Source organism: Streptomyces sp. NPDC088812 (assembly GCF_044750285.1).
Classification (GTDB): Bacteria; Actinomycetota; Actinomycetes; order Streptomycetales; family Streptomycetaceae; genus Streptomyces.
This window is the reverse complement of record NZ_JBIVJP010000001.1, coordinates 50896-76466: the sequence shown is the minus strand read 5'-3', so window position 1 is coordinate 76466 and position 25571 is coordinate 50896. Positions and strand designations below refer to the sequence as shown.

Here is a 25571-nt window from a genome sequence, read left to right as displayed (position 1 = left end):
ATTCCGGTCACGAGGATTCCGGTCACGAGGTTTTCGGCACCTTGTACGCCATGGCCCGCGGATAGTCGTGCCGGTGCAGTCGGACGCGGACCAGGAGGGGTCCGGCGTTGACCGGGTCGCGCGGGTCGCCGAGTCGGGCCAGCAGGTCGTCCAGCTCCGTGGGGCGGGCGACGCTGAGGCCGCTCGCCGGGGTGTCCTCGCCGGCGAAGACGGCCGCGAGGCGGTCGTGGTGCCAGGGGTGGAGGACGTTGTAGAAGTCCGGCTCGGCGGGGTCCCGTCCGGCGTAGTAGGCCGGGTGCACCAACATCTGCTCGATGCCGTAGAAGGAGCCGTTGTCCAGGACGAACACCACCGAGCGCAGCCCTAGCCGGGTGTGCGTGGAGATCTCCTGGCAGGTCTCCTGGAAGGCGCCGTCACCGACGAACACCATCGGGCGGGCGCCTCCGCGTTCCGGGGCGAGCGCTGCGCCGGTGGCCGCGCCGACCGACCAGCCGATGGACAGCCAGCTGATCTGGGACAGGAAGCCGCCCGCGGACAGGGACAGGTTCATCGAGCCGATGAGGGAGAACGCGGCGTCGGACACGACCGTCCAGTCGTCCGTGGTCTCCTGGCCCAGGAAGTGGTTGACCCGGTCGAACACGCCGTCGTACGTGAGCCGTTCGGCGTCCCGCGACCGCGCGCCGCTGACGCTCAGCGAGGCGCGGTACTGGGCCAGGCCGGCGGGGCGGTCGTCCCGCGCCCCCTGGTAGCTGTAGGACTCGGCGTAGTAGTCCGAGGACAGTCCCTCGGAGCCGTAGGCCTTCACCAGCGCGTCCTGGACGGCGGGCAGCAACCGGGCGAGCTGGACGTCGGGGAAGTAGGAGGTACCGACGCTGACTCCGCCGTGCGCCGCCATCACCCAGTCGGTGCCGACGCTCTGCTCACCGCCGAGGTTCTTCGACGTGGACCAGGCCCCGAGCCCGATCCGGCAGGTGGCCCAGTCCTTGAAGATCGCGTACACGTCCGGATGACTGGCCTTGCCGTTGTAGACGCCGTGGAACTGCGGCAGGTCCTCGTCCACGACGGCCTTGGCGCCGACGGTCGTGCAGAACGGCACGCCGGTGGCCTCCACCAGGTCGGTGAGTTCCCCGCCGAGCCGGTACCGGCCGATCTCCTCGCCGGCCCACACGATCGGGCGGGGCCTGCCGTCCGGGCCGGGGTGCTCCTCGATCAGGGCGAGGATCGCGTGCACGGCCTGGTCCAGCATGCTCTGGTTGCGCCCGCTGAAAGGCCGTTCGCGGCGGACGATCGACCCCGTCGGCTCGGGGCAGGGCTCGTCCCACAGGTCTTCCATGACCTCCAGGTAGACCGGCCGGCGCTCGGAGACGCAGGCGGTGAGCGCGGCGTCGATCTGGGCGGGCGCCAAGCCCGGGTGCGAGATGACCTGTGCGTCCACGGTGACCTGCCGGTAGACGTCCAGGTTGCTCTCGGCCCGGGGGCTCATGTGCGAGGTGAGCAGCCCGACCGCGCGGAAGTTCTGCCACTGCTCGTACGGCGGGCAGGCGTTGACGGCGATGAGCGGGACCTGCTCGACGTACGCGCCGCCGCAGGCGTTGAGCAGGTTGAACGCGCCCACGCTGTACGTCACCGCCGCGGCGCCCACGCCGTGGATGCGGGCGTAGGCGTCGGCGGCCTGGCCGGCGCCGCCCTCGGTCGGAGTGCCGACCCACTCGATGTCGCCCTCGGCCCGCACGGTGGTGAGGAACGGGCCGAGATGGTTGCCGGGGACGCCGAACAGGTGGGTGATGCCCAGCTCGGCCAGTCGCAAGGCGAGATAGCGGGCGACCGTGCAGGCAGGGGTGATCGCACTCACGAGGACTCCCCTTCCCGGTCCGCACCCGAGACGTCCTGGTCCGGGCCTTTCCTGTCGGTGACCGGCGGGGCCTGATGGACGGCGAGGGCGGCGCGGACGGCGCTCTCCAGGGCGCCCTCGATCCAGGCGTGCTTGAGGGACGTGTGCTCGCCGGCGAAGTGCACCGGGCCCTCGGGCCGGGAGACGTCCAGGTGGAAGCTGGTCATCTGGTGCGCGGTGTAGATGGCGGCCTCGCCGAAGGCGTACGGGTCGCGGGCCCAGCTCTGGGTGGCGCCCCGGCCGGTGAAGAACACCTCGACGCGACGGCCGTGCACGGCCTGGAGGTTGCGCAGGGCGTAGAGGTAGCGCTCCGCCTTCGGCATGGAGTCCCAGCGTGCGGCGTCGTCGGACCAGGAATACGAGGCGAGGACGACGCCGCCGCCCGTGCTGTCCGCGATCGGGTGCGAGGGGTAGTACATGAACCGGTTGGGGTTGTCGGCGGCGGAGCCCCCGCCGAAGCAGTGGGTGGCGGGCCGGACGGCCGGGCCGCGCAGCGGCAGACTCCCGTCGATCCGCCGCATCTCCTCGGTGACGAGACTGTCCTTGACGGCGGCGCCGAGCAGCCCGGCCCCGGGCTCGGGCAGCGTGGGCACGGACACGGTCCCGGTGTCCGCCTCGTGCCCCCGCCGGTAGTACTCGTACAGGCCGGGCGCGATGCCGTCCAGCGTGTCGCGCCAGTCGTCCTCGGTGAACTCCCACCAGCGGTGGCTGAATTCGAGCAGCACCTTGGTGGCCTGGTCGTAGTGGGTCTCGATGATGGCGCGGCGCTTCTTGTACGACATCGAGGGGACGATCTCCACGAAGCGCAGCGCGGAGAACGGGATGGTGACGACCGCCAGGTCCGCCGTCCACAGACGGGGCAGTTCCTTCGGGTCTTCCTCGTCGACGGTCTGTACGGCCACGCCCCACCCGTCGGGTCCGACCGCCCCGGTGCCTTCGGGGTCGGTGTCGCGGCTGGGGTCGTGGTATTCGAGGCGGATCATGCGCTGACCGAGCCGCACCTCGTCGCGCAGGCCCTGGTACAGGGCGTGCGGCAGGCGCCAGCTGCCGCCGGGTATCTCCCAGTAGCGGACGCCCGGGTTGATGTCGCTGCGGCTCAGGAAGCTGTGGAAGAAGGAGAGGTAGAGCCGCGAGGACATGTTCTCCAGGGTTCCGACGGCCTCGACGGCCTCGTCGCTGAGCCCGGCGCGGTCGCGCAGGAAGGAGCCCATCGAGCAGCCGTCGAAGTCGCGGATCACCCGCGCCCAGCCCTCGACCCACTCGTCGAACGGCTTGTCGACCCGCTTGCCGTCGACGACGTCGGAGTAGTAGTCGCGCACGCTCTCCAGCGCCTCGTCCACCATCCGCGCGACAGGGGCGCGGACCTCGTCGTCGGTGAGGTGGAATCCCTCGTTGATCCGCTCGGGTCCGGCGGCGTAGTCGGCGCGCCGCACCTGGACACGGTTGGCGCGGATCCAGGAGTTGCCGCGCTTGTCGGGCTCGGCGAAGTCCGGGCTGTCGTCGCCGTACGTCCACGTCCGGCCGGTGAAGGAGGTGTAGGTCACCGGAGGGACCGGCACGTCGGGACCGCTTCCCGTGTGGGGGTCGATGTCCACGTTGTAGAACTGGCGCCGGCCGAGCCCCAGTTTGTCGACCAGGGCGAGGACGAGCGGGTGGAAGTCGGGCAGCCGCATGGCCCCGGCCTCGGCGTACTGGGCCGGGTCGGCGAAAGGCTGGTGGTGCTTGGTGGTGCGGAAGGTCTTGATGCGTCCGCCGACGCGGTTGGCGTTCGCCTCGAGGATGGTGACCTCGTGCCCCGCGTCCTTGAGCAGCCGGCCGACGACGAGACCGGTGATGCCGGCGCCGATGACGAGGACCTTCTTGCGCGGGTGGCGGGTGGTGCCGAGGCGGCCCGTGTCTATCAGAGCGTGCAGGTATTCGAGCTTGAGGTCTTTTCCGTCGGGTCCGACGAGGAGGAGTTCACGGGCGAGCCTGAGACAGGTCTGCCAGCGGGCACGGGTGGCGGAGTTGTCCCGTGGAGTGTCGGTCATAGCCTGCGATCGTAGATATGCCGAAACGATTTATCGGTTCACCCGGAAGACAAAGTCCTGAAACTGCCGAGAGGACTTGGTGGCGCGATTCCCACTTGCTTGAATTCTCGACGGGAAAGCGGAAGATCCCCGAGGGACGGAAGGGAAGTCGGATGCAACTGAAATTGCAATGCACTCATGGAATGTGAAGGACCCGAGAAGAGGGTGTGCCGACCCCGCCCACCGATCCGGCGGGAAACCGCCACCCGCTCCCACAACTGACCGACCGATCAGCGACGTCGGCATATACATCCGGCCAACGTGCGCATGTCCCCCGCCACGTCACCACCGGGCGGGCAGCTTTCTCGGTACTGGACATCAGTACATCGAACTCGAATTCGACCACCCTGAACTATGCGTCCCGGACGGCGCTCGTTTCCCTCACCATCGATTCTCCGCCGACGGCATGACGGAGTGCGCCGCGGCACGGTGCCGTGAGGCCGGGTCGCCGCACACTCCCTCGCACGCGTCAACGCGTCAGTCGTCCTCGCCGGTGTCGTGATCCGAGTGGTTCGCGGTGTTCAGCTTCCAGTACGCGCGGGCGTGCAGGGCGGGCGCACCGGCGACGGGCGGGGCCGAGGGCAGCTGCGCTCCGTTGGCCAGCAGGTGGCGGCGGATCTCCCGCATCACTCCGGCCTCGCAGCCGACCCAGACCTCGGTGGACTCGTCGGAGAAGGTCAAGTCCTCGGCGAAGGCGACCAGTTGTCCTCCGGGGCGACCGGACTCGGCGGTCCAGGTGATGTCCGCGCCGACGGGGCCGTCCAGATCGATACGGTCTTCGAGGCCGACGATCTCGATCACGGCCTCGGCCCGTATCCCGTCGGGGAGGGACTCCAGGATCGTCGCGATGGCGGGCAGGGCGCAGTGGTCGCCGAGGATCACGATCCTCGATGTGCCGGCCCGGGGGAAGAACCCGCCCCGGGCCTGGCCGGAGATCTCCAGCGTGTCGCCGGGCGAGGCGGCGGAGGCCCAGCGGGTGGCCGGGCCGTCGGCGTGGATGCCGAACTCCACGGTCAGTTCGCCGCCGTCCGCGTCGAAGTGCCGGACCGTGTAGGTCCGCATGACGTTGCCGCCGTCGGGACCGGGCACGAACACCTTGAGGTGGGCACCGGGGCCGTCAGCGGTCCAGCCGGTCAGGTCGCCTTCGGCCCGGACCCGGACCAGGCGGGGGGTCACGGCGGTGACCTCGGCGACGGTCACCCGGCGCCGGGGCAGTCGCTGCCTCCCGCCGCGGCCCCGGGGTGCTTCGGAGGGCTGAGGGCTGGTCATGATCGGCTCCTGAGGTGCGGTGGAAGGAGTGGGGGCACCGGGCTCATGCGGCAGCCCGGTGCCGGTGCGGACGAACCGCCCGCGACGCGCGCCGGTGGTGCGGCCGCGCCGCAGTGCCTGGGACGGGGCGCGTGGCGGGCGCCGTGTGACGCACCCTCACACGTGCCGCAGTTCGGCTCTGAGCTCGGCGCCGACGTCGAGCTGCTCGCGGACACACTTGGAGCTGGGGGCTTCCGCGACCGCGGTTTCGGTGCCGTCCGGTACATACACGACTCGCGCGTACCTCCCGGAACCATCCTCATGGTCCATCTCCTGGTTCACGAAGAAGAGCAGCGTGGCCGTCCGCCGGCAGGTCGAAGCCGTCGACTCTCGGCAGCGCCCCACAATCGACGGAAAGGAGCAACGGCAACGGAATGTCCCCGGCGGACGGCCACTTCATGCCCACCGGCAGCCGGGGCAACCCACCGAACTGCCCGACCGGAGAATCACCACCCACGGACAATGCGATCGACAGACGAAGGTGCCGGCTGAATCTGCTGATCTCGTCGCCCGTAATGCCCAACTCGAGCGCTGCCCGACGAAACTCTCCCTGATGATCCATGCCCGAGAAGATAAGCCCTTTCCAATCCGGCTGTCGTCCTGCCTGAAGGGGAACCGGTTTATCGACGTCGGTACGCACGAGAAACTTCTCGCACGCGGTGCCGCGTACCGTCCTGTCTCCAACCAGAGCCTCCAGCCGTCGTAGTGAAGAAGCGGCAGGCGAGGGCTCCTGGGAACGAGCCGCCTTCGGCTCTGAGGATCAGTTCTGGTACTACTACAACTACTTCAACGGAGGGCGCTGATGGCCGATCGTGCGAGGTGGCTGCACGCCCTGGCCGAGCTGACCGATCGGCTCTCCGCCGCAGCGGAGAAGGGATCCGCCTCCTGTCCCCATTGCGGCGAGAACCGACTCGAGTATCGGTACGTCGTTGATCCGGAGAGCCGCATCGGGTACGTGCTGCTGTGGTGCGGTGCATGCCTCCACGGCATTTCAGTCTCGCGGGTGAAGGCGCCGGAAGGCGTACCCGTGCGATCGATGTATGCCCCTTACCCCACTCAGGGCGTGCCGCCCTTTACGCGCCCCGACTGACGACGTTTCCGCAGCCGGCTGTCGGGTTTCCGGCCACCGTGCGCAGGAGTCCCGCCGAACCCTTCGGCGGGACTCCTGCGTGGCTGTCTGGTCCACCTTGCTGCCGGTACCCACTCGGCCAAGCGATCCGCTCGATCGTCGCGAGTACGGCGTCAGCCACCAGTACGGCCGTAGCCTGCCTCAAGCAGGACCGCCTCTGATCCAGATGTCCGACATCTCTGCGGATCGCGCCGTCCGCCAGCGCCAACCCGAACTCCCTCGCCTGGGGTGGCCGTCGGCTGGTGTCGTGGCGTCGAGGAGCGGTCCAAGAGCCCGATCTCGCCGGATCTGCGGTAGCGGTTCACCCACTTCGAGGCACAGGCCCGGGAGATTCCCGTCTCAGCGGCGACGTGAGCGGTGGGGCGAGTTCGGCAGCGCTCGACGAGGCGGCGACGCCCTTCGACGGACGACGGTGCGTTGCGGTGAGTCACGTGGCTCACCTCGCTTGCGGGGAGGCGGGGCCCGTGGGGGCCTCCTTCGGCCGTGATACGTGGGCGACGAGGAGGAGCAGCACGCCACAGGTGGCGACCAGGACCCAGCCCGGGCGGAACGCGTGTGCGAGCCCCATCGGACTGGTGCCCGCGGCCAGGCCGCCGGCGAGAGTGATGCCGAGGGCGGAGCCGAGTTGCCGTGCGGTGGAGGTGATCGCCCCGGCCACGCCGGCACGGGCGGGTGGCAGTCCATTGACCGCAGTGCTGGTGATCGGGGCGTTGGCGAAGCCGAACCCGACGCCGATGAGCCAGTATGCGGTCAGGAGCAGGAGCACACTCGTGTGCGGAGTGAGCCGGACCAGGCAGAGCCCGCCGGCCGTGATGAAACCGCCGGCAAGGAGCAGCGGCAGCCGCGGTCCCGTGCGGCCGACCATGCGGCCGGACCAGGGGGCACAGACGGTCGCTCCGACAGCCAGGGGCAAGGTCGCCACTCCGGCGGCCAGCGGCGTCCATTCCCGGGTGTGCTGTAGGTAGAGGGTGTTCAGCAGCAGCGTCATGGTCAGAGCGACGAAGACCGCCACCGCGCCCACGACGGCACCGCTGAAGACCGGGTGTCCGAAGAGCCGCGGATCCATCAGCGGCTCACGTCGGCGGGACTCGACCCACACGAATCCGGCTGTCGCCACAGCAGCCCCCGCGTATCCCGCCAGCGCCGCAGGCGACGTCCAGCCGATGCGAGGCCCTTCGATCAGGACGCCGACCACGACCGCGAGGACCACGGTCAGCAGGACCTGGCCGGGCAGGTCGAGGCGCCGGGCCCGCGGTGCCCGGGACTCCGGCACGAACACCGCACTGAGCAGCAGAGCGGCCGCGATGACCGGTGCGTTGACCCAGAACAATGCCCGCCAGCCGAGCTCCGCGAGCAGCGCACCGCCCGTGACGGGACCAGCGGCCATGCTCAGCCCGAACACCGACGCCCAGATACCGATCGCCTGCGCCCGTTCCTTCGGGTCCGGCATCGCGTTCACCACGATCGCGAGGGCCACGGGGCTGAGCATCGAGGCACCGATGCCCTGCAGGGCGCGGGCCGCGATGAGTACGCCCGCCGACGGGGCGAGCGCGCAGAGCAGCGAGGCCGCGCCGAATGCGGCCAGTCCGCACTGGAACACCCGGCGGCGTCCGAAGCGGTCCGCCAGCGCGCCGGAGGAGATCAGGAGGCTGGCCAGGACGAGAGTGTAGGCGTCCACGATCCATTCGAGACCGCGCGTGTCGACATCCAGGCCGCGCCCGATGGCCGGCAGACCCACATTGACGATGGTGGTGTCCAGGCCCACCAGGAACATGCTCAGGCAGCAGACGGCCAGGACCGTCCAGCGTCTGCGCGCACTCAGCATGGGTTGAACAGGGTGTGTCGTCGCGGTCACGGTCTACCTCTGATGTCCGGGAACAGTGCCCGGCAAGACTCAGCCCGAACGACCGCCGCAGCCCATCAGTTTTGCGAACACTGCAAAAATGAATCCATGAACACAGGATCCAGGGATGCGGAGCTGGAACAGATCCTCGATGGCATCGGGCCCCGGCTGCGCGTGCTGCGCCGGGAAAGGGGACTCACGCTCGAGGCACTCGCGGCCACGACCGGGATCTCGGTCAGCACACTGTCCCGGGTGGAGTCGGGCAAGCGGCGCCCGACTCTGGACCTGCTCATCCCGCTGGCACGGGCCCACCACGTCGCACTCGACCAACTGGTGGCGGCGCCCGCCAGCGGTGACCCTCGGGTGCACCTCCGGCCCCTGCACAAGGAGCGCGGCAGCGTCCTCGTACCCCTGACGCAGTACCCGGGCCGAGTACAGGTCTTCAAGCAGGTACTGGCCCCCCGCCAACCGGAACTGGTCACCCACGAGGGCTACGAATGGCTCTACGTCCTCGCCGGTCGGCTACGCCTCATCCTCGGGGGGCAGGACTTCACGCTGCGGCCCGGCGAAGTGGTCGAGTTCGACACCACCGAGCCCCACTGGTTCGGCCCCGCGGACACGAGCACCGTGGAGATCCTGCACCTGTTCGGTCCACGAGGAGACCAGGCCATCGTCCGCGCCAGACCGTCCACAACGCATCCCGCCCCGCCGACCGCCCCAAACCCACCGTCAACAACGTCATGACCCGCAACAGCTGGGCCGCGTATCGAAAGTGGAAGGCGGGTTGGCGGAGGCACTGGCGGCGGCACCTCGGACATCACGCAGGCGCATTGCCGCTGCTTGAGTGTGGGCCGGCGACCTTGCGGACGGACTTCGAGGCTGCCCCGGATGAGCATGATCGGGCCCGCCCAGCCATCGTCAGGCGGCGGTCAAGTGCCCGGCATCCGCGCCTCCAGGAACTGGCGTGCAGGACCCGGTTCGGGGAGGCGCCGATGACGCGCCGGCCTGTCAGGCCCGCGCGTCATCGGACCGGTCAGACGGCCGGTTCGAGGATCGCGTCGATGCTTGAGGCTCCGGAGTCGGGGCTCCCTGGGCTGGCGCCAGGCCTCCACCGAGAAGGCCACGGTCACCAGCGAGCAGAACAGCCACAGCAGGCGCTTGTCCGGTTCGCGGATGTCCTCCATGGCGATGTTCTCCAGGCGGGCCGTGCCGGTCTTCAGCAGGGGGAAGGCCACGTCGTAGAACGCGTCGAGCTCGTCCATGGTGCTCGTGATCCGCTTGGCGTACCGGGCCTTCTCCGTCGGGATCGCCCACTCGGCGAACGGGTCGAGGGCTTCGAAGCCCTCGGGGAAGATGCTGGCCATGACGGCGGCTCCTCGGTTCAGGACACTGTCGGTGCGCCGGAGGCACGGCGCTGGTACTCGCTGACGTACTCCTGGGCGGAGTGGTGGAGGTGGCGCAGGAGCACCTCCTGGTCGTTCAGGGGGAAGCGGTCGACCACGCCCGACTCGAGCATCGTCTGGGTCGCCTCCAGGGTGTTGCCGTCCTGCAGGCCGTACTCCTTGAAGGAGACGGCGGCGAGCTCCTGCTGGAGCCGTTCGAAGGCGTTCCGAGGCGGGACGAAGTAGCACGTCCCCTCGAAGATGTGCGTGTTGTACGAGGTCGGCCAGTAGTGGTAGGTGAGGACCCAGTTCGGCCGCCAGATGAGCAGCATGAAGTCGGGGAAGAAGACGAAGGAGTCCATGCCCCAGCGCGGGTCCCGAGTGGGGTTGATCGCCGGCGGCAGCTCTTCGGTGGTCATGCCGATGTCCGGCGCGTCCCACGGGCCGAACAGGCCGCTGCGCAGCGCCGCCTCGATGGGCTGGACCATCTCACGGTCGTGCGGCGGGGCGATGCCGCCCCAGGACGACACCATGCTGTGCGGGCCGTCGACGTCGTAGTGCAGCGCTTCGTACCCGTACTTCGCGATCCGGCGGGCTTGGTCGGGCGTGTACTGGCCTGAGTGCAGGATCGGCGCGTGGTAGAAGGCGAACGCGTCGATGAAGAGCTTCCAGTTGCTGCCGATCTCGGCGCGGAACTTGTGGACCTGGGTCAGCTTGTGGAACGGGTAGCCCTCGATGCCCTTGGCCAGCTCGCCCAGGTATTCCCGCAGCGGCGTGCGGTTCCGCAGGTCGAGGTTCACGAAGATGGACCCACCCCTCCCACACCTCGGCCTGCACCTGCTTGAGTCCGTACTGCGCCTTGTCCAGGTCGAAGAACTCGCCTTCCTGCTGGACGAAGGAGAGCTTGCCGTCCAGGTCGTAGCGCCAGGCGTGGCCGGGCTCTGCGGACGCGGCGACGATGCGCCGGTGGGCCCGGCGCGACGACGGGAGCGTTCCCCACCCATGACGGACTACGGCGCGATCGACTTCTTCCGTGACGAGACTTTCGTCGGGGACCCCTACCCCTACTTCGAGTACCTGCGCGCGCAGTGCCCCGTACAGCGCGAGCCGCACCACGGCGTGGTGATGGTCACGGGCTACGAGGAGGCGGTACGGATCTACAACGATCACGAGACGTTCTCGTCGTGCACCTCGGTCACCGGCCCGTTCCCCGGGTTTCCCGTACCCCTGCGCGGGGACGACGTGAGCGAACTGATCGCACGGCATCGCGACGAGCTGCCCATGAGCGACCAGCTGTCCACCCTCGACCCGCCCGCGCACCCCGCCCATCGGGCCCTGCTGATGCGCCTGATCACTCCGAAGCGCCTCAAGGAGAACGAGGCCGCCGTGTGGCACGTCGCCGACCGGCTCCTGGACGCGTATCTGGATCAGGGCGAGGGAGACTCCGTCCGCGACTTCGCGGAACCCTTCACGCTGCTCGTCATCGCCGATCTGCTCGGCGTGCCCGAGGAGGACCGTGCGGAGTTCCGGGCCGGGCTCCAGCGCCCGGAGGCGCACGAGCCCGGCATCGGCGGCACCGGTGAGGAGACGCTGAAGCACCATCCGCTGGATTTCCTCTACGGGCGGTTCACCGCGTACATCGAGGAGCGCCGTCGCCGTCCCCGCGAGGACGTACTGACCGGGCTGGCGACCGCCGTCTTCCCCGACGGCTCGACGCCCGAGGTCGCCGACGTGGTGCGCGTCGCCGCCAACCTGTTCGCGGCCGGCCAGGAGACGACCGTCCGGCTGCTCGGCTGGGCACTCCGCACGCTCGCCGAACACCCCCGCCTACAGGGGTTGTTGCGTACCGAGCGCCAGCGCATTCCCGCTTTCATCGAGGAGTCACTGCGCACGGAGAGCCCGGTCAAGGGAGACTTCCGGCTGTCGAGGACGGCCACGACGGTGGGCGGCGTCGAGTTGCCCGCCGGTACCACGGTGATGCTCGTCAACAGCGCCGCGAACCGTGATCCGCGCCAGTTCGGTGATCCCGAGGTCTTCGACATCGAACGCGCGAACACACGGCGGCATCTCGCTTTCGGCCGCGGCGTCCACAGCTGCCCGGGCCCCGCTGGCCCGGGCAGAGGCCCGGGTGGCGATCGAGCGGCTCCTGGACCGCACGACGGCCATCAGGATCTCCGAGCAGGCGCACGGGCCGGCCGACGCCCGGCGCTACAGCTACGTACCGACGTTCATCCTGCGTGGACTGACCGAGCTGCATCTGGAGTTCGACACCGTCGAAGGTGAGGAACGATGAAGGTCGCGGTCGACGACGACCGCTGCCGCGGGCACGGCGTCTGCTGCGGCATCTGTCCCGAGGTGTTCGACCTGAGTGACGACGGGTACTCCGTGGCGCTCCTGCCCGAGGTACCCGCCGAGCACGAACAAGCGGTGCGCAGGGCCGCCGCCCTGTGCCCCGAGCAGCCATCACGACGGCGGGCTGACATCCGGCCCGACGGAGAAGACCTCGATCCGCGAAGGCTCGGTCCACATGACCGGGCCGTTCAGAGGCACGTGCGGCAGGGAACGGGTACCGGATGCACGGCTCCTGCCGGTCGCTCCTCACTAGCGGGGAAGGCGGACCGGCGGTCCCGCGCCGCGTACGGACCCGGGACGCCGGCCGGGAAACGATTCTGTGATGGGCTTGCGCTCAGACGGCGGACCAGCCGTCGTCGACCGGAAGTACCACCCCGTTGACGAAGGCGGCCGCGTCGGAGGCGAGGAAGACGATGGCGGCCGCTTGTTCCTCGGCGGTGCCCAGGCGTCCGATGTTGGCTCCGACGAGCCGGCCGATCAGGGCCGGGCCGTGAGCGCCGGGAGCGGCGTCGACCTGGATGTTCGTCGCGGTCGGTCCCGGAGCGATCGCGTTGGCCCGGATGCCCTGCTCGCGGTACATGACGGCCAGGCTCTTCACCAGGCCGACGACACCGTGCTTGGAGGCCGTGTAAGCGGCGCCCGCGGCGCCGCCGCGCAAGCCGGCTTCGGAAGCGGTGAACACGACGGAGCCACGGCCGGCGGCCAGCATGTGGGGCAGCACGGCACGGGTGAGCAGGAAGGGAGCGGTCAGGTTGATCCGTATGACGCGCTCCCACTCGGCGTCGTCGGTCTCCCCGAGGGCCGACATTCGGTCCATGATGCCCGCGTTGTTCACCAGGACGTCGAGGGAGCCGTACGTCTCGACCGCCCGGCCGACGACGCGGTCCACCACCTGAGGGTCGCTCAGGTCCCCGGCGACGGCAACGGCGGTGCCGCCGGCCCCGTCGATCTCCTTCACCACGGCGTCGGCGCCGGCCGCGTTGAGGTCGGCGACGAGGACCTTCGCGCCCGCGCGCGCGAACGCCAGGGCGGTCGCGCGCCCGATGCCTGATGCCGCGCCGGTCACCACGACGCTGCGTCCCGCCAGTTCGGTACTCATGTGGTTCCTCCTTGTTCCGGCCTGCACGTGGCCGGTTCGCGTGGGGGTGGTTCGCGTGACGGCCGGCGTCTCCGGGGAACCGGGGCGGACCGTCGTGGATCCCGCCAGGGTTCGTCATGGCGGCACACGGGTGGAAGTGGCCGACCGACGCGTTCACGGGAGACGGCCGTTGGCCGCGTCGGGCAGCAGGGGAGCCTGCCGGCCCATGGGGACAGTCGGCTACACCGCCTGGTGCCTGGTGACGGTCCTGGGGCGGAAAATCTCGGTCATGGACGTCTCACGCCATCGCTTGAGCAGGCCGTGGAAGGCGAAGGCGCCGTGGGGGTAGGCGGTCGGGCCGTTCGGCCGCCCGCGTCCCTCGGCGTTGTAGTAGCCGGGGGTGCACTCGGCGTGGAACCACTCGTGGTCGGGGGCGCCCTCGGCGAGGACGGCGAGCCAGGCGTCCTCGGCCTCGGCCGACGGTTCGATCAGGGCTCCCGCGGCCTCGGCCGCCGCGACGAGCGCCGCCGCGTGGACGGCGTGCTCGTCCGCGACGTGCGTGTAGTTGACGCTGCTCGCGCTCTGCACGCCTCCCAGCTGGATGAGGTTCGGGAAGCCGTTGCTGGTGAACCCGTGCAGCGTGCGCGGCCCCTGCTTCCCCCACGCTTCCTGGAGCAGGGTGCCGCCCCGGCCGTGGACGGGCAGCCGGCCGGAGGTGATGCCGGAGACCCCGACGGAGAACCCGGTGGCGAAGATGAGGCAGTCGAGCGGGTACTCGGTGCCGCCGACCACGACGCCGCGCTCGGTCATCCGCTCGATGCCGTGCGTGTCCGCGGTGTCGACCAGGGTGACGTTGCCACGGTTGAACGCCTGGAGGTACAGGTCGGAGAAGGTGGGTCGCTTGCACGCGTACCGGTACCAGGGCTTCAGTTTCTCCGCCGTCTCCGGGTCGGTGACGACCTGCTCGACACGGGCGCGGATCTCGTTCATCCTGGCGGCGTCAGCGAGCTCGTAGGCCGCTTCGAAGGCCGCCCGGTCGCGGTCGCCGTGCCGGCGGTAGCTCGGCAGGAGCTTCTCCAAGAGGCCCGCCGACGCGGTCCACCCGTCCGCCACGAGGTCCTCCTCGACGGTCTCGCCCGACACGATGCGCAGGAAGTTGTCGCGGCGCTCGCCCGCCCAGCCGGGGCGGTCGGCGCCGACGTCCTGGACGGTGGTGCGGCGGTTGGCGCGCACGTCCACGGTGGACGGCGTGCGCTGGAAGACGTAGAGGTGTCCGGCGTCCTCGGCCAGCATCGGAATGACCTGGATGCCGGTGGCGCCGGTGCCGACGACACCGACGCGCTGGTCCGCGAGGCCCCTCAGGCCCCCGTCCGGGGTGCCGCCGGTGTAGGCGTAGTCCCAGCGTGAGGTGTGGAAGGTGTGGCCTTTGAAGTTCTCGATGCCGGGGATGCCGGGAAGCTTCAGCTCGGACAGGACACCGGTGGCCGTGATGACGTACGTGGCCCGGACCTTGTCGCCCCGGTCCGTGGTGACGATCCAGGCTTCGGAAGTGTCGTCCCACGTCAACGACGTGACCGTCGTGGAGAACAGGGCGTCCGCGTAGAGGTCGGACTTCTCCGCGATCCGCACCGCGTGCCGGCGGATCTCCTCCCCGGGGGCGTACTTCCACTCCGGCACGTACCCGGTCTCGTCGAGCATCGGCAGGTACACGTGCGACTCGATGTCGCAGTGGATGCCCGGGTACCGGTTCCAGTACCAGGTGCCCCCGAAGTCACCGCCCTTCTCGATGAGGCGGACGCGCTCGACACCCTGCTGGCGCAGCCGTGCGCCCGCGAGGATGCCGCCGAAGCCGCCGCCGACGACCGCGACGTCCACCCTGTCCCGGACCGGCTCGCGCTCGGCCACCTCTCCCGCGTAGGGGTCGGCGGCGTAGTAGCCGAACTCGGCGTCGGCGGCGAGGTACTGCCGGGCACCGTCGGGGCGCACACGTCGCTCCCGTTCGATCCGGTAGCGCTCCCTGAGCCGGTCGAGTGCCTCGGAGGACGACGCTGGGGGATTCGTCATGTGGGGGGTCCTCGTTCCTTCCGGTTCGCTGCCTCGGAGAGCTGCCCGGGTCCATGAACCGGCCGATACGTCACGGGACTTGGGCAGCCGTGCACTACCGTAGCAAGCACCGGACACTGTTGTCCGGTTGGGGGCGGAGACTGCTCCCGCACACCTCGGAAGGAAGAGTGATCCCCCATGCGACGACTCCCGATCCGGCCTCTGGCCGGGCTGGCCGTGATCGGTCTGCTGGCCCTCACCGGGTGCGGCACCGAAACCGCGGGGTCCACGGCGGACGCGGCCTCCGGCGCCGGTGCCGACCGGACCATCCGCGCCCAGCAGGTCATGCGGCTGACGGAGGTGCACGAGACGACGGGAATGACCCTGCTGGAGGGGCCCACCTTCGCCGAGGACGGCAGCCTGCTCGTCGTCGACGTCACCGCACCCGCGGGCGAGCCGAAGGTGCTGCGCGTCGACGTCGGGAAGAAGACCTCACGCGCGGTCCACACCGACGACCACGGCGCCTACACGTCGGCCCAGTTCAGCCCGTACGACGGACGCCTCTACCTCACCGACTTCTCCCACGGCGACATCGTGAGCCTGGCGCCGGACGGCAGTGACCCGCGCACATTCTTCACCGGCGAGGTCGACGGAGCCCCGATGAGCCCCGACGACCTCGCCTTCGACCGGGAGGGCAACCTGTACGTCAGCGACTCACGCGGTATGTCCGAGGGCGAGGCGACGGGACGCGTGGTGCGGATCGACCGCGACGGGAAGAACGCCACCGTCCTGGCCGACGACCTGGCGGCGCCGAACGGCATCTCCTTCGACGCCGGCTACCGCGGGCTGTGGTTCAGCGAGCTGACGCGGAACCGCGTCTCCTACCTGCTCCTCGACGGCAAGGGTGGCGTCGCCTCACGGCACACCGCCATCCGGGTCGACGGCGGGATCGCGCAGACCGACTCGATCGCCGTGGACGCGGACGGCAACCTCTACCAGGGACTGCACGGCCGGCCCGCGATGGCGGTGTACGACCGGTACGGTGAGCGCCTGGCGACCGTCGAGGTCCCCGCCCGCGCGGCCGAAGGGCTCACCTCCGCGACCAACGTCGCCATCACCCCCGGGGGAACCAGGGCCTACATGACCGTCAGCGGACCCGCCGGGGGCTACCTGTACGCCTTCGACGCGCTGGCGGAGGGCGTCCGCCAGTCCAACGGCGGCTGAAACCCTTCCTACGCTCCCCCTTCGAAGGGCCGCACCGGTCCCACCTCGACGCCGAGCAGCCGCCACGCCGCCAGTGCCCGGCGCTCCCGCTGCTCACGGGTGGGTCCGGTGACGGCACCGGAGACCATGCCCACGGCGATCATGAGATCGCCGGGCCGGGCGGCGAGCCGATGCCCCTCCGGCAGATGCCGCCGCAGAGCACGCTCGACCCGCTGGGACAGGGCCCGGGCGTACGCGGGGGCGTCGGAGTGACTGCCCGCCCCGTCGGCGTGCAGGACGCCGACGAAGGCGGTCGACTCCGTCTGGTGCCAGGTCAGCACACCGAGGACCCCGGCGATGTCCGCACCGTCCGCCCCCGCCGCCTGCTCGATCTGCCGGACGTTCTCCTCCAGCACCGCGAGCGCCACGGCGGTCCGGTCGGGGAAGTGCCGGTACAGCACCCCCTGACCGACGCCGGCCCGACGCGCGATCGCCGACAGCGGAGCCTTCAGCCCCGACTCCGCGAAAACCTCCCGGGCGGCCGCGATCAGGGCGGCCCGATTGCGGGCGGCGGCCCTGGGCCCCTCGTTCGCGGGCCGCCGCTCGTCAGGAAGGGGATGCAACATCACCCCCGGAGACTATCGAAGTGCTGCCCGCACGAAACCCACGCGCGATACACCGCTCCGGCACCTCCCTGAGACGGCCTGACCGCAGTGCACGGACACTCCGCTGCCAGCCCCGGTCTCAGGGAGCATGGTGCCCGCACGTCCGAGCGGGTTGTCACCGAGTGCACGTCCGGTCCGACGCCCGGCGGGCGCCGGACCGCGACGGCGCAGGGCTCAGTCCCGGGCCGCCGCGAGTGCCGCCTCCGCCTTCCTCCGGTAGTTGGCCAGTTTCTCCGCCGGGGCGACGGCCACCTGTTTGCTGCGGGGCTTCACGGACACGTCGTGGCCCTCGGCGGCCTTGCGGAGCGCGCCCACCGTGGCCTGGTCGCGCGGGATGTGCGTGAACGGGTCGAAGGAGTACCAGCGCCTGGCGTTCTCGTAAGTCAGGTCATCACCAGGCTCACGTCGTGTTCGACGAGGAGGACGGCGGTGCCTTCCTGGGCGAGGGAGCGGAGCAGGCCGGCGAAGCGTGCGGTCTCCTCGGCGTCCTGCCCCGCGGCGGGTTCGTCGAGCAGCAGCACCTTCGGTCGCAGGACGAGCACGCGAGCGACCTCGACGAGCCGGGCCGCGCCGGTGGGCAGGGTGTCGGCGGGTGCGTCGGCCAGCTCCGTCAGGCGGAGGCGGGCGAGCACCCGGTCCGTGATGCCGGCCGCGTGCCGTCGCCCGGGGCCGAGTTCGGCGGCGACGAGGAGGTTGTCGCGCACGGTCAGCCGGCCGAACAGCTCCAGGTGCTGGAAGGTGCGGGACAGACCGCGCCGGGCCCGGCGGGCCGGGCCCTCCCGGGTGACGTCGTGGCCGTCGAGCAGCACCCGGCCGGCCAGCGGCCGGCGCAGATGGCTGATCCGGCACGGCCGGTTTCAGGACCAGGCGATCTCGCCATGGCGGGAGACGAAGCGTCCAGTGCCGGCGCCGGGCTCCTCGGTGGCGAGGGCGACGATCGCGTCCGTGCCCTCGGTGACGGTTTGGGGGCCGCTGTGACCGTTGAGGTCGGTCGCGGTGTAGCCGGGGTCGGCGGCGTTGACGCGGATGCCCTTGAGCCCCTTGGCGTACTGCGTGGTCAACATCGTCAGCGCCGCCTTCGAGGAGGTGTACAGCGGCGCGACGACGTGCGACTCGGGTCGGCCGGGGTCGTGAGTGAGGGCGAGGGAGCCCATGCCGCTGCTGACGTTGACGATTACAGGGTCGTCCGAGCGGCGCAGCAGCGGCAAGAACGCGGTGGTGGTGCGGACGACGCCGATGACGTTGACGTCGAGGACGGCGCGGGCGTCGGCGGCGGTGAGGTCGCTGGGATCGCCGACGGGGCCGTGCACACCAGCGTTGTTGATCAGGACGTCGATCCTGCCCTCGTGTTCGGCGACATTCGCGGCCGCGGCGGCAACGGACGCGTCGTCGGTCACGTCGATGGGGACGTAGCGTGCGCCGAGCGCGGCGGCGGCCTCCTCGCCCTGCTCGCGGTTGCGGGCTCCGACGAGCACGGTGTGGCCGCACTCGATCAGGCGGCGGGCGGTCTCGCGGCCGAGGCCCTTGTTGGCTCCGGTGATGAAGGTGATCGTCATGCGTTCGATACTTGCCTCGAAGAGGGAAGCGGACCAGGGACGCTTTGACGGTAGGAAGACCAGTACCACCCTTGCGCCCACACGCACGACCGGGGATGCAGAAAGATGGAGATCATGTCGACGACACCCGGAACCGGACTGGGCGCGATGATCCGCACGTGGCGGGACCGGCTGCCCCCGTCGGCCGCCGGGCTGCCGGTGGCCCGCGGACGCCGGGCGGCCGGGCTGCGGCGCGAAGAACTGGCTGACCTGGCCGGGGTATCGGTCGACTACATCGTGCGCCTGGAACAGGGGCGGGCCACGACACCCTCAGCATCGGTGGTGGCGTCCCTGGCGCGCGCCCTGCAGCTGTCCACCGCCGAGCGGGACCACCTGTACCGGCTGGCGCAGCTCGTACCGCCGGTGGACGACGCGATCTCTGACCATCTCCCGCCCGGCGTACAGCGGATGCTCGCCCGCCTCGGGGACGTGGCGGTTGCCGTGTTCGCCGCAGACTGGCAACTGGTGTGGTGGAACCGTGGGTGGGCCGCCCTGCTGGGCAACCCCTCCGCGGCACCGCCGCGGCTACGCAACTTCGCCCGCGACAGGTTCCTGGTGGACGCCGGCCCCGCCCACCTCGCGCTGTGGCCGGTGACCGAGGCGGACCGCGACGCCACCGACGCCGCCGTCGTCTCCGACCTGCGCCGCGCCACCGGTCGTTTCCCCCAGGACAGCCGCTTGACCACGCTGATCCGCGACCTGAACGCGGGCAGCAGGAGGTTCGCCGAGCTATGGGCGATCGGAGAGGTGGCCGCGCACCGCGAGGACCACAAGACGATCGACCACCCGTCGGTGGGCCCGGTCACGGTGGACTGCGACGTCCTGACCGACGGCGACTCCGAACTCAAGATCGTCATCATGACCGCCGTGCCCGGCAGCGAGGACGAGACCAAGCTCCGGCTCACCGCCATCACCGGCCCACCGGCCACCACGCACAACTGATCCGACCTATGCGTCGATCGACCGGCTGCATGTGCGCGGCAAGTGCCGAACCACGACGCCGAGCTCTGGATCAAAGACCTCACCCGGAGCACCCATTGATCACGACTCGATACGCGCCCTAGTCTAGGTGTCTTCAATTGATCTTGCATGGTGGATCATGGTCGGGTGATACGTCGTCATGAACTGTCCGATGCTGAGTGGGAGTTCGTCCGGCCGTTGCTGCCTGTGTCGTCGCGGGGCCGGAAGCGGCTGGACGGCCGGACCGTGCTCAACGGGATCGTGTGGAAGTTCCGCACCGGGACGGCCTGGCGGGACGTGCCGGAGCGGTACGGCCCCTGGCACACGCTGCACACCCGCTTCCGCCGGTGGGCCCTGGACGGCACCTTCGAGCGGATGCTCCGGGCCGCCCGGGCCGGGGCTGACGCCGCCGGGGACCGGTGGAGTCGACCGACACCAGCCAGTCGAGGCCATCCGCACCTGGCTGCGACGGCACGGCATCGGCCACACCATCCCCGAACGGGCCGACCAGGTCCGCAACCGGCTCCGACGCGGCAGCCGCGGCGGACGACCGCCGGCCTTCGACAAGCAGCTCTACAAGCGGCGCAACGTGGCCGAACGGTGCTTCAACCGCCTCAAACAATGGCGCGGCATCGCCACCCGCTACGACAAGACCGCCGAGTCCTACCAGGCAGCCGTCACCCTCGCATCGCTCTTGATGGGCCGCCTTCACCGCGGGCGGCAAGAGCCTGGGCACCGAGCTGATCCGGCTGGCGGGCGGCCGCAACGTCTTCGCGGACCTCGACGACGTCTTCGGTGATGTCTCCTGGGAGCAGGTCGTCGAACGCAAGCCCGAGGTCATCGCCGTCTACGACTACGACGGCGCCGGAAGCGTCGAGCAGAAGAAGAAGTTCCTCCTCTCCCAGCCCGTCCTCCCCGCCGACACGGGTGTGTTCCGCGGTGGCAGGACGGAAACCAGGACTTGAGCACCGGGCCGCCAAATCATCCCCAACTTCGCTTCCCGGACAGCACTGGTCGCGACCACCTCCGAGCCCTGAACCGCCCCTCCCCGGCCCGGCATGGTGACCACACGCATAGCCGACCACCGAACTATGGCGCCCCACCACATGTGCCCGTGACCTGCATCTTCCTACCGTGTGCCGACACGTACCCGTCCCCACCGCACACGAGGAAGTGGCGCTCATGGCCTCGGTATCAACTACTCCCCCACCCCCCGCCAACCTCAAGCGCATCGTCGCCGCGTCCCTCATCGGCACCACCGTCGAGTGGTACGACTTCTTCCTCTACGGCTCGGCCGCCGCCCTCGTCTTCAACAAGCTGTTCTTCCCCGACTCCGACCCGCTCGTCGGCACGCTGCTGTCCTTCCTGACCTACGCCGTCGGGTTCGCCGCGCGGCCGCTCGGGGCGCTGGTCTTCGGGCACTACGGGGACCGGCTGGGACGCAAGAAGCTGCTGGTACTGAGTCTGCTGCTGATGGGCGGGGCGACGTTCGCCATCGGGCTGCTGCCCACGCACGCCACCCTCGGGACGGCCGCGCCGGTGCTGCTGACCCTGCTGCGCCTGGTGCAGGGTTTCGCGCTGGGCGGTGAGTGGGGCGGGGCCGTGCTGCTGGTGTCCGAGCACGGGGACGCCCGGCGGCGCGGGTTCTGGGCGTCGTGGCCGCAGACCGGGGCGCCGGCGGGCCAGTTGCTCGCGACCGGTGTGCTGTCGCTGCTCACCGCCGTGCTGTCGGACTCCGCCTTCGGCAGCTGGGGGTGGCGGATCCCGTTCCTGCTCTCCGGTGTGCTGGTGATCGTCGGTCTGTGGATCCGGCTGTCCGTCGACGAGTCGCCCGTCTTCCGGCAGGCGCTGGCCCAGGCCGAGGCGCGCAAGGCGACACAGGCGGCCGCGGAGAAGCTGCCGCTCGTGGCCGTACTGCGGCACCACTGGCGTGATGTGCTGGTCGCCATGGGGGCGCGCATGGCGGAGAACATCTCCTACTACGTCATCACCGCCTTCATCCTGGTCTACGCCACGACGTCGGCCGGGGTCTCCAAGCAGACCGCCCTCAACGCCGTCCTCGTCGCCTCCGCCGTGCACTTCGCCGTGATCCCGGCCTGGGGGGCGCTCTCCGACCGGATCGGGCGGCGTCCCGTGTACCTGCTGGGCGCGGTCGGGGTCGGGCTGTGGATGTTCCCGTTCTTCGCGCTCGTCGACAGGGGCGGCTTCGGCAGCCTCCTGCTCGCCGTGACCGTCGGTCTGGTGCTGCACGGGGCGATGTACGCACCCCAGGCCGCGTTCTTCTCCGAGATGTTCGCGACCCGGATGCGGTACTCCGGCGCCTCCATCGGCGCGCAGTTCGCCTCGGTCGCGGCCGGCGCGCCGGCGCCGCTGATCGCCACCGCGCTGCTGGCCGACTACGACAGCTCCACGCCGATCGCCCTGTACGTGATCGCCGCGGCCCTGCTGACGGTCGTCGCCGTGGGCGCGGCCCGGGAGACCCGTCACCGCGACCTCGCCGAGATCGACGCCTCGGCCGACGCGGAGCCCGCGACGGCCCCGTCGGCGGACGCGCGCGCCGTCTGATCCCGCCCGGGCCACGACCCCCGCTGGTCGAACCCCGCTCGTCGCCCCCGTACGCCGGCCCGCGTACGGGGGCGACGGCATGGGGTCAGCGGGATATGGAGGACGCCAATCGGTGCAGTTTGAGGGCCAGTTGTATCTCCAGGGCACGGGACGGGCTCTGCCAGTCGTCGCCCAGGAGGCGGCCGACGCGCTCCAGGCGCTGGGCCACCGTGTTGACGTGGACGTGGAGTTCGTCCTTGGTGCGGGCCGGGCTCGTACCGCTGGCGAAGTACGCGTCGAGGGTGCGCACCAGATCGGTGCCGCGCCGCTCGTCGTAGGCGACGACCGGGCCGATGGTGCGCTCGACGAAACCGGTCACGTCGCGGCTGCCGGCGAGCAGGAGCCCCAGGAAGCCGAAGTCCTCGGCCGCCGCTCCGTCGCCGGAGCGCCCCAGCAGGCGCAGGGCGTCCAGACAGCGGCGGCCCTCCTCGTACGCGGCGACCACCGTGTCCGGGCGGGCGGTGAGGTCCTGGACCGGCGCGGAGGCGCCGACGGTGACGGCCTCGCGGACGGCGGTGCCGAGCCGGCGGGCGGTGCGGCGGGCCAGCTCCGTCGCCGTGTCGCCGGGTGCGAGGGGCAGCAGCAGGACGGTGCCGCCGTCACGGGCGGCGGCCAGGCCGTGCCGGGTGGCGGCGAGGTGGGAGGCGGCGGACCACAGGCGCCGTCGGGCGACGGCCTCCTGATCGGCGTCGGCGGCGTCGGCGTCCAGGCGGGCGGCGAGCACGACGTGCGTGGCGTCGAGGTCGGCCCCGAGCCGCGAGGCGCGCTCGCGCAGCAGGCGCGCATCGCGGTCGCGGGCGTCGAGGAGGTCGTCGAGCAGCTCGCCCCGGACGCGCTGTTCGGCCTCGGCGGCGGAACGCCGGGCGAGCAGCAGCAGGGAAGTGACCATCGCGGCGCGCTCCAGGGTGCGCTGGTCGACGGGGTCGAGGCCGGGGTGGCCGCGCAGGACGAGCGCGCCGAGCAGTTCACCGCCCGCGGCGACGGCGGCGACCCAGTCGTCCCGGTGCCGTACCGCGTGTCCTTCGGCGCGGGACCGCTCCAGCGCCTCGGACGGTGTGTCGGCGGCCTCGGTGAACTCGACCGTGCCGTCGAGGACCTGAGAGACGGCGGCCGCCACGTCGTGGACGCCGCCGCCGCGCAGGACGAGTTCGGCGAGCCGGTCGTGGACGTGCGAGGCACGTTCGATGACACCGCTGCGGTCCCGGATGATCTCGTTGGCGCGTTCCAGGCCGGCCAGCGCCGAGCGGGTCTCGGTGAGCAGGTTCGCGGTGTCGATGGCGGCCGCGGCCAGCGCCGCGAAGGAGCCGAGCAGCGCGATCTGCTCCCGCTCGAAGACCCGGGCGCGCCGGTCCGCGGCGTACAGCACTCCGATGACGTTCGCCCCCAGGGTCAGCGGGACGCCGAGGATGGCCACCAGGCCCTCGTCGTGGACGCCCGCGTCGATGGTCGTCGTGTGCCGGAAGCGGTCGTCGCGGAAGTAGTCGTCGGTGACGTACGGGCGGGCGGTCTGGGCGACCAGGCCGCCGAGCCCCTCCCCCATGCCGAGGCGCAGCTGCTGGAAGCGGGCGGCGACCGAGCCTTCGGTCACCCGCATGTAGGTGTCGCCCCTGACCGGGTCGTTGAGGCTGAGGTAGGCGACGTCCGTGCCGAGCAGGGAACGGGCCCGCTGCACGATGGCCTGGAGGACGGCGTCGACGTCGCGCAGGCCCGCCAGGTCGTGGGCGGTCTCGAAGAGCGCCGACAGCTCGGTCTCCCGCCGGCGGAGCCCCTCCAGCTCCGCGCGGACCCGCAGCGCGAGCAGCTTGGCGTGTTCGAGCGCCGTGATCCCCTCGACGGGGAGCCCCTCGGCGCGCGCGAGCAGGACCGGCCGTTCGTACGCCTCGGCGGGAGCGCCTCGGGCGAGCAGCGCGAGGAACGGCGCCTCGACGCCGTCGGGGACGCCCGGGGCCGCCCAGGCACCCCGGGGTGCCTGGGCATCGCTGACGGAGCGCTCGGCCGGCTCCACGTGATCGCGGGACATGCTCACAGGATCACTCATGACCGGGCCGGCCCGTCAGCCCTGTGGAAAACTCCCGTCCCGCGGGCCGCGGTGCTGCTCAGTGCGCGGTCCAGCCGCCGTCGAGGACGAGCGAGGTGCCGGTGACGAAGGACGCCGACGGGCCGCACAGGTACGCGACGGCCTCGGCGACCTCCTCCGGTTCGATGAGCCGTCTGACGGCGCTGTCCCGCAGGAGGACCTCGGCCAGCACCCGCTCCTCGGGCATGCCGTGCGCCTTCGCCTGGTCGGCGAGCTGCCGCTCCACCAGCGGGGTGCGCACATAGGCGGGGTTGACGCAGTTGGAGGTCACGCCGTGGGCGGCGCCTTCGAGGGCGGCGGTCTTGGACAGGCCCTCCAGCCCGTGCTTGGCGGCCACGTACGCCGACTTGTAGGCCGAGGCGCGCAGCCCGTGGACGGAGGAGACGTTGACGATCCGGCCCCAGCCCTGGCCGTACATATGGGGCAGAGCGCCGCGGATGAGCCGGAACGGCGCCTCCAGCATCACGGTGAGCACCATGTGGAAGACGTCGGGCGGGAAGTCCTCCAGGGGGCGCACGAGCTGCAGCCCGGCGTTGTTGACGAGGACGTCGGTTCCGGCGGCGGCGCTCTCGGCGGCGTCCAGGTCCGTGAGGTCCAGGACGTGCGGCTCGACGACGCCCGGCAGGCCGGCGGCGCTCTCGGCGAGCGCCCGAAGACCGGGGGCGTCCCGGTCGACGGCCCGTACCTCGGCCCCGGCGGCCGCCAGCCGCAGCGCACAGGCGCGGCCGATGCCACCGGCGGCGCCGGTGACGAGGGCGGTGCGACCACCGAGGTCGAGCGAGGGGGCGGGGGAACCCGGGGCGGCGGGGGGCGAGGTCATGACCCGACCCTAGGCAGCGCCCACCCCCCACCCCATATGGTCAGGCCCCACAGTTCATCAGGAAGTCGTGTTCTCGAACCATGTGGGTTCGTCGGTGAGGGCCTGCTTGATGCGGAACAGCTGCCGTTCGGGCATCACCGGCAGCGCGTCCAGCTCGAACCATCCCACCTCGACGGACTCGTCGTCGTTGACCCGGGCCTCCCCGCCGACGGCCCGGCAGCGGAAGGTGATGTCCATGAACCGGCACCGGTCGCCGTTCGGGTACTCGACCTCCCGTCCGGAGCGGACCAGCACCACGCGCTCGGCCACGCAGCGCACCCCCGTCTCCTCGTACACCTCCCGGACGGCGCAGTCCGCGGGCTGCTCACCCGGATCCGGGATACCCGTGATCACGGTCCACCGGTGGTTGTCCGAGCGCTGCCCCAGCAGTACCCGGCCGTCGTCGTCGAAGACGACGGCGCTGACGCCGGGGAGCCAGAGGAGTTGGTGGCCGGCAGTGGCCCGGATGTCACGGATGAAGTCAGGAATCGGCATGCCCCGACCCTAACGGGG

23 protein-coding genes and 3 pseudogenes are annotated in these 25571 nt (G+C 70.9%); 9 read left to right on the top strand and 17 right to left on the bottom strand.

Annotation, left to right across the window (positions count from 1 at the left end; genetic code table 11):
- Nucleotides 1-22: 22 nt before the first annotated feature.
- The 4 genes from ACIP67_RS00355 to ACIP67_RS00340 form a co-directional block, all read right to left on the bottom strand.
- A complete protein-coding gene (locus ACIP67_RS00355; RefSeq protein ID WP_401685122.1) occupies nucleotides 23-1852 on the bottom strand; it encodes a thiamine pyrophosphate-binding protein in 1830 nt (609 codons plus the stop codon).
- On the bottom strand, nucleotides 1849-3921 hold the full coding sequence (locus ACIP67_RS00350; protein ID WP_401685119.1) for a flavin monoamine oxidase family protein: 2073 nt from the start codon (nucleotides 3919-3921) through the stop codon (nucleotides 1849-1851). The genes ACIP67_RS00355 and ACIP67_RS00350 overlap by 4 nt, the downstream gene beginning before the upstream one ends.
- A 516-nt stretch (nucleotides 3922-4437) precedes the next feature.
- Nucleotides 4438-5229, bottom strand: coding sequence for a siderophore-interacting protein (locus ACIP67_RS00345; protein WP_401685116.1), 792 nt, complete (start codon nucleotides 5227-5229; stop codon nucleotides 4438-4440).
- Nucleotides 5230-5527: 298 nt separating this feature from the next.
- Nucleotides 5528-5908: a DUF1963 domain-containing protein gene (locus ACIP67_RS00340; protein WP_401685113.1), complete on the bottom strand. Its 381-nt coding sequence runs from the start codon at nucleotides 5906-5908 to the stop codon at nucleotides 5528-5530.
- Between the two features lie 162 nt (nucleotides 5909-6070).
- Between ACIP67_RS00340 and ACIP67_RS00335 the strand changes: the two genes are divergently transcribed.
- Complete coding sequence (locus ACIP67_RS00335; RefSeq protein ID WP_401685110.1) at nucleotides 6071-6358, top strand: hypothetical protein; 288 nt, start codon at nucleotides 6071-6073, stop codon at nucleotides 6356-6358.
- A 251-nt stretch (nucleotides 6359-6609) separates the two neighbouring features.
- Here ACIP67_RS00335 and ACIP67_RS00330 read toward each other — a convergent pair.
- A pseudogene (locus tag ACIP67_RS00330) lies at nucleotides 6610-6828 on the bottom strand (helix-turn-helix domain-containing protein); the annotation flags it as partial.
- Nucleotides 6829-6833: 5 nt separating this feature from the next.
- Entirely contained in the window at nucleotides 6834-8222 is a 1389-nt protein-coding gene (locus tag ACIP67_RS00325) for an MFS transporter (RefSeq protein WP_401685107.1), read from the bottom strand.
- A gap of 126 nt (nucleotides 8223-8348) precedes the next feature.
- On the opposite strand from ACIP67_RS00325, the gene ACIP67_RS00320 reads away from it, so the two are divergent.
- Nucleotides 8349-8984 (top strand): helix-turn-helix domain-containing protein, encoded by a 636-nt coding sequence (locus tag ACIP67_RS00320; protein ID WP_401685104.1) that lies wholly within the window; start codon nucleotides 8349-8351, stop codon nucleotides 8982-8984.
- A gap of 185 nt (nucleotides 8985-9169) precedes the next feature.
- On the opposite strand, the gene ACIP67_RS00315 is transcribed toward ACIP67_RS00320, so the two are convergent.
- Complete coding sequence (locus ACIP67_RS00315; RefSeq protein WP_401685101.1) at nucleotides 9170-9604, bottom strand: hypothetical protein; 435 nt, start codon at nucleotides 9602-9604, stop codon at nucleotides 9170-9172.
- Between the two features lie 17 nt (nucleotides 9605-9621).
- Nucleotides 9622-10422, bottom strand: a complete 801-nt coding sequence (locus tag ACIP67_RS00310; RefSeq protein ID WP_401685099.1) for an RHO alpha subunit C-terminal catalytic domain-containing protein — start codon at nucleotides 10420-10422, stop codon at nucleotides 9622-9624.
- 4 nt (nucleotides 10423-10426) lie between these two features.
- On the opposite strand from ACIP67_RS00310, the gene ACIP67_RS00305 reads away from it, so the two are divergent.
- A complete protein-coding gene (locus ACIP67_RS00305) occupies nucleotides 10427-11905 on the top strand; it encodes a cytochrome P450 (RefSeq protein WP_401685096.1) in 1479 nt (492 codons plus the stop codon).
- A 6-nt stretch (nucleotides 11906-11911) separates the two neighbouring features.
- Nucleotides 11912-12355 carry a ferredoxin gene (locus tag ACIP67_RS00300; protein WP_401685093.1) on the top strand — a complete coding sequence of 148 codons (444 nt, stop codon included), beginning with the start codon at nucleotides 11912-11914 and terminating at the stop codon, nucleotides 12353-12355.
- Here the strand turns inward: ACIP67_RS00300 and ACIP67_RS00295 are convergent.
- On the bottom strand, nucleotides 12309-13073 hold the full coding sequence (locus tag ACIP67_RS00295; RefSeq protein WP_401685090.1) for an SDR family NAD(P)-dependent oxidoreductase: 765 nt from the start codon (nucleotides 13071-13073) through the stop codon (nucleotides 12309-12311). The two genes, ACIP67_RS00300 and ACIP67_RS00295, sit on opposite strands and share 47 nt — an antisense overlap.
- Nucleotides 13074-13292: 219 nt before the next feature.
- Nucleotides 13293-15116 (bottom strand): flavin-containing monooxygenase, encoded by a 1824-nt coding sequence (locus ACIP67_RS00290; RefSeq protein ID WP_401685087.1) that lies wholly within the window; start codon nucleotides 15114-15116, stop codon nucleotides 13293-13295.
- Between the two features lie 177 nt (nucleotides 15117-15293).
- Here ACIP67_RS00290 and ACIP67_RS00285 point away from each other — a divergent pair, with 177 nt between their 5' ends.
- Nucleotides 15294-16319 carry an SMP-30/gluconolactonase/LRE family protein gene (locus ACIP67_RS00285; protein WP_401685084.1) on the top strand — a complete coding sequence of 342 codons (1026 nt, stop codon included), beginning with the start codon at nucleotides 15294-15296 and terminating at the stop codon, nucleotides 16317-16319.
- Between the two features lie 8 nt (nucleotides 16320-16327).
- Here ACIP67_RS00285 and ACIP67_RS00280 read toward each other — a convergent pair whose 3' ends face one another.
- The 4 genes from ACIP67_RS00280 to ACIP67_RS00265 all read right to left on the bottom strand — a co-directional run bounded on the left by ACIP67_RS00280 (nucleotide 16328) and on the right by ACIP67_RS00265 (nucleotide 18519).
- Nucleotides 16328-16924 carry a TetR/AcrR family transcriptional regulator gene (locus ACIP67_RS00280; protein WP_401685081.1) on the bottom strand — a complete coding sequence of 199 codons (597 nt, stop codon included), beginning with the start codon at nucleotides 16922-16924 and terminating at the stop codon, nucleotides 16328-16330.
- A 213-nt stretch (nucleotides 16925-17137) separates the two neighbouring features.
- On the bottom strand, nucleotides 17138-17278 hold the full coding sequence (locus ACIP67_RS00275; protein WP_401685078.1) for a hypothetical protein: 141 nt from the start codon (nucleotides 17276-17278) through the stop codon (nucleotides 17138-17140).
- Nucleotides 17279-17346: 68 nt separating this feature from the next.
- Complete coding sequence (locus ACIP67_RS00270) at nucleotides 17347-17796, bottom strand: ATP-binding cassette domain-containing protein (RefSeq protein ID WP_401686731.1); 450 nt, start codon at nucleotides 17794-17796, stop codon at nucleotides 17347-17349.
- A 24-nt stretch (nucleotides 17797-17820) separates the two neighbouring features.
- Complete coding sequence (locus ACIP67_RS00265; protein WP_401685075.1) at nucleotides 17821-18519, bottom strand: SDR family NAD(P)-dependent oxidoreductase; 699 nt, start codon at nucleotides 18517-18519, stop codon at nucleotides 17821-17823.
- Nucleotides 18520-18624: 105 nt separating this feature from the next.
- On the opposite strand from ACIP67_RS00265, the gene ACIP67_RS00260 reads away from it, so the two are divergent.
- The 4 genes and pseudogenes from ACIP67_RS00260 to ACIP67_RS00245 all read left to right on the top strand — a co-directional run bounded on the left by ACIP67_RS00260 (nucleotide 18625) and on the right by ACIP67_RS00245 (nucleotide 22083).
- Complete coding sequence (locus tag ACIP67_RS00260) at nucleotides 18625-19500, top strand: helix-turn-helix transcriptional regulator (protein ID WP_401685072.1); 876 nt, start codon at nucleotides 18625-18627, stop codon at nucleotides 19498-19500.
- 147 nt (nucleotides 19501-19647) lie between these two features.
- Nucleotides 19648-20317 (top strand): annotated as a pseudogene (locus ACIP67_RS00255) (transposase).
- A pseudogene (locus ACIP67_RS00250) lies at nucleotides 20220-20432 on the top strand (ABC transporter substrate-binding protein); the annotation flags it as partial. The pseudogenes ACIP67_RS00255 and ACIP67_RS00250, both read left to right, overlap by 98 nt.
- A 268-nt stretch (nucleotides 20433-20700) precedes the next feature.
- Nucleotides 20701-22083, top strand: coding sequence for an MFS transporter (locus tag ACIP67_RS00245; protein ID WP_401685069.1), 1383 nt, complete (start codon nucleotides 20701-20703; stop codon nucleotides 22081-22083).
- A gap of 85 nt (nucleotides 22084-22168) precedes the next feature.
- Here ACIP67_RS00245 and ACIP67_RS00240 read toward each other — a convergent pair whose 3' ends face one another.
- The 3 genes from ACIP67_RS00240 to ACIP67_RS00230 form a co-directional block, all read right to left on the bottom strand.
- Complete coding sequence (locus ACIP67_RS00240) at nucleotides 22169-24142, bottom strand: helix-turn-helix domain-containing protein (protein WP_401685067.1); 1974 nt, start codon at nucleotides 24140-24142, stop codon at nucleotides 22169-22171.
- Between the two features lie 76 nt (nucleotides 24143-24218).
- Nucleotides 24219-25019 (bottom strand): 3-hydroxybutyrate dehydrogenase, encoded by an 801-nt coding sequence (locus ACIP67_RS00235; RefSeq protein ID WP_401685064.1) that lies wholly within the window; start codon nucleotides 25017-25019, stop codon nucleotides 24219-24221.
- Nucleotides 25020-25076: 57 nt separating this feature from the next.
- Complete coding sequence (locus ACIP67_RS00230; RefSeq protein WP_401685062.1) at nucleotides 25077-25553, bottom strand: NUDIX hydrolase; 477 nt, start codon at nucleotides 25551-25553, stop codon at nucleotides 25077-25079.
- Between the last annotated feature and the right edge of the window lie 18 nt (nucleotides 25554-25571).

Bases quoted from the DNA above. Each gene is read 5' to 3' on its own strand.
- ACIP67_RS00280 (WP_401685081.1), bottom strand. From the start codon at position 16,924: ATGTTGCATCCCCTTCCTGACGAGCGGCGGCCCGCGAACGAGGGGCCC.
- ACIP67_RS00320 (WP_401685104.1), top strand. From the start codon at position 8,349: ATGAACACAGGATCCAGGGATGCGGAGCTGGAACAGATCCTCGATGGC.
- ACIP67_RS00350 (WP_401685119.1), bottom strand. From the start codon at position 3,921: ATGACCGACACTCCACGGGACAACTCCGCCACCCGTGCCCGCTGGCAG.
- ACIP67_RS00235 (WP_401685064.1), bottom strand. From the start codon at position 25,019: ATGACCTCGCCCCCCGCCGCCCCGGGTTCCCCCGCCCCCTCGCTCGAC.
- ACIP67_RS00230 (WP_401685062.1), bottom strand. From the start codon at position 25,553: ATGCCGATTCCTGACTTCATCCGTGACATCCGGGCCACTGCCGGCCAC.
- ACIP67_RS00240 (WP_401685067.1), bottom strand. From the start codon at position 24,142: ATGTCCCGCGATCACGTGGAGCCGGCCGAGCGCTCCGTCAGCGATGCC.
- ACIP67_RS00295 (WP_401685090.1), bottom strand. From the start codon at position 13,073: ATGAGTACCGAACTGGCGGGACGCAGCGTCGTGGTGACCGGCGCGGCA.
- ACIP67_RS00245 (WP_401685069.1), top strand. From the start codon at position 20,701: ATGGCCTCGGTATCAACTACTCCCCCACCCCCCGCCAACCTCAAGCGC.
- ACIP67_RS00300 (WP_401685093.1), top strand. From the start codon at position 11,912: ATGAAGGTCGCGGTCGACGACGACCGCTGCCGCGGGCACGGCGTCTGC.
- ACIP67_RS00305 (WP_401685096.1), top strand. From the start codon at position 10,427: ATGGACCCACCCCTCCCACACCTCGGCCTGCACCTGCTTGAGTCCGTA.
- ACIP67_RS00285 (WP_401685084.1), top strand. From the start codon at position 15,294: ATGCGACGACTCCCGATCCGGCCTCTGGCCGGGCTGGCCGTGATCGGT.
- ACIP67_RS00265 (WP_401685075.1), bottom strand. From the start codon at position 18,519: ATGACGATCACCTTCATCACCGGAGCCAACAAGGGCCTCGGCCGCGAG.
- ACIP67_RS00290 (WP_401685087.1), bottom strand. From the start codon at position 15,116: ATGACGAATCCCCCAGCGTCGTCCTCCGAGGCACTCGACCGGCTCAGG.
- ACIP67_RS00325 (WP_401685107.1), bottom strand. From the start codon at position 8,222: ATGCTGAGTGCGCGCAGACGCTGGACGGTCCTGGCCGTCTGCTGCCTG.
- ACIP67_RS00335 (WP_401685110.1), top strand. From the start codon at position 6,071: ATGGCCGATCGTGCGAGGTGGCTGCACGCCCTGGCCGAGCTGACCGAT.
- ACIP67_RS00260 (WP_401685072.1), top strand. From the start codon at position 18,625: ATGGAGATCATGTCGACGACACCCGGAACCGGACTGGGCGCGATGATC.
- ACIP67_RS00345 (WP_401685116.1), bottom strand. From the start codon at position 5,229: ATGACCAGCCCTCAGCCCTCCGAAGCACCCCGGGGCCGCGGCGGGAGG.
- ACIP67_RS00315 (WP_401685101.1), bottom strand. From the start codon at position 9,604: ATGGCCAGCATCTTCCCCGAGGGCTTCGAAGCCCTCGACCCGTTCGCC.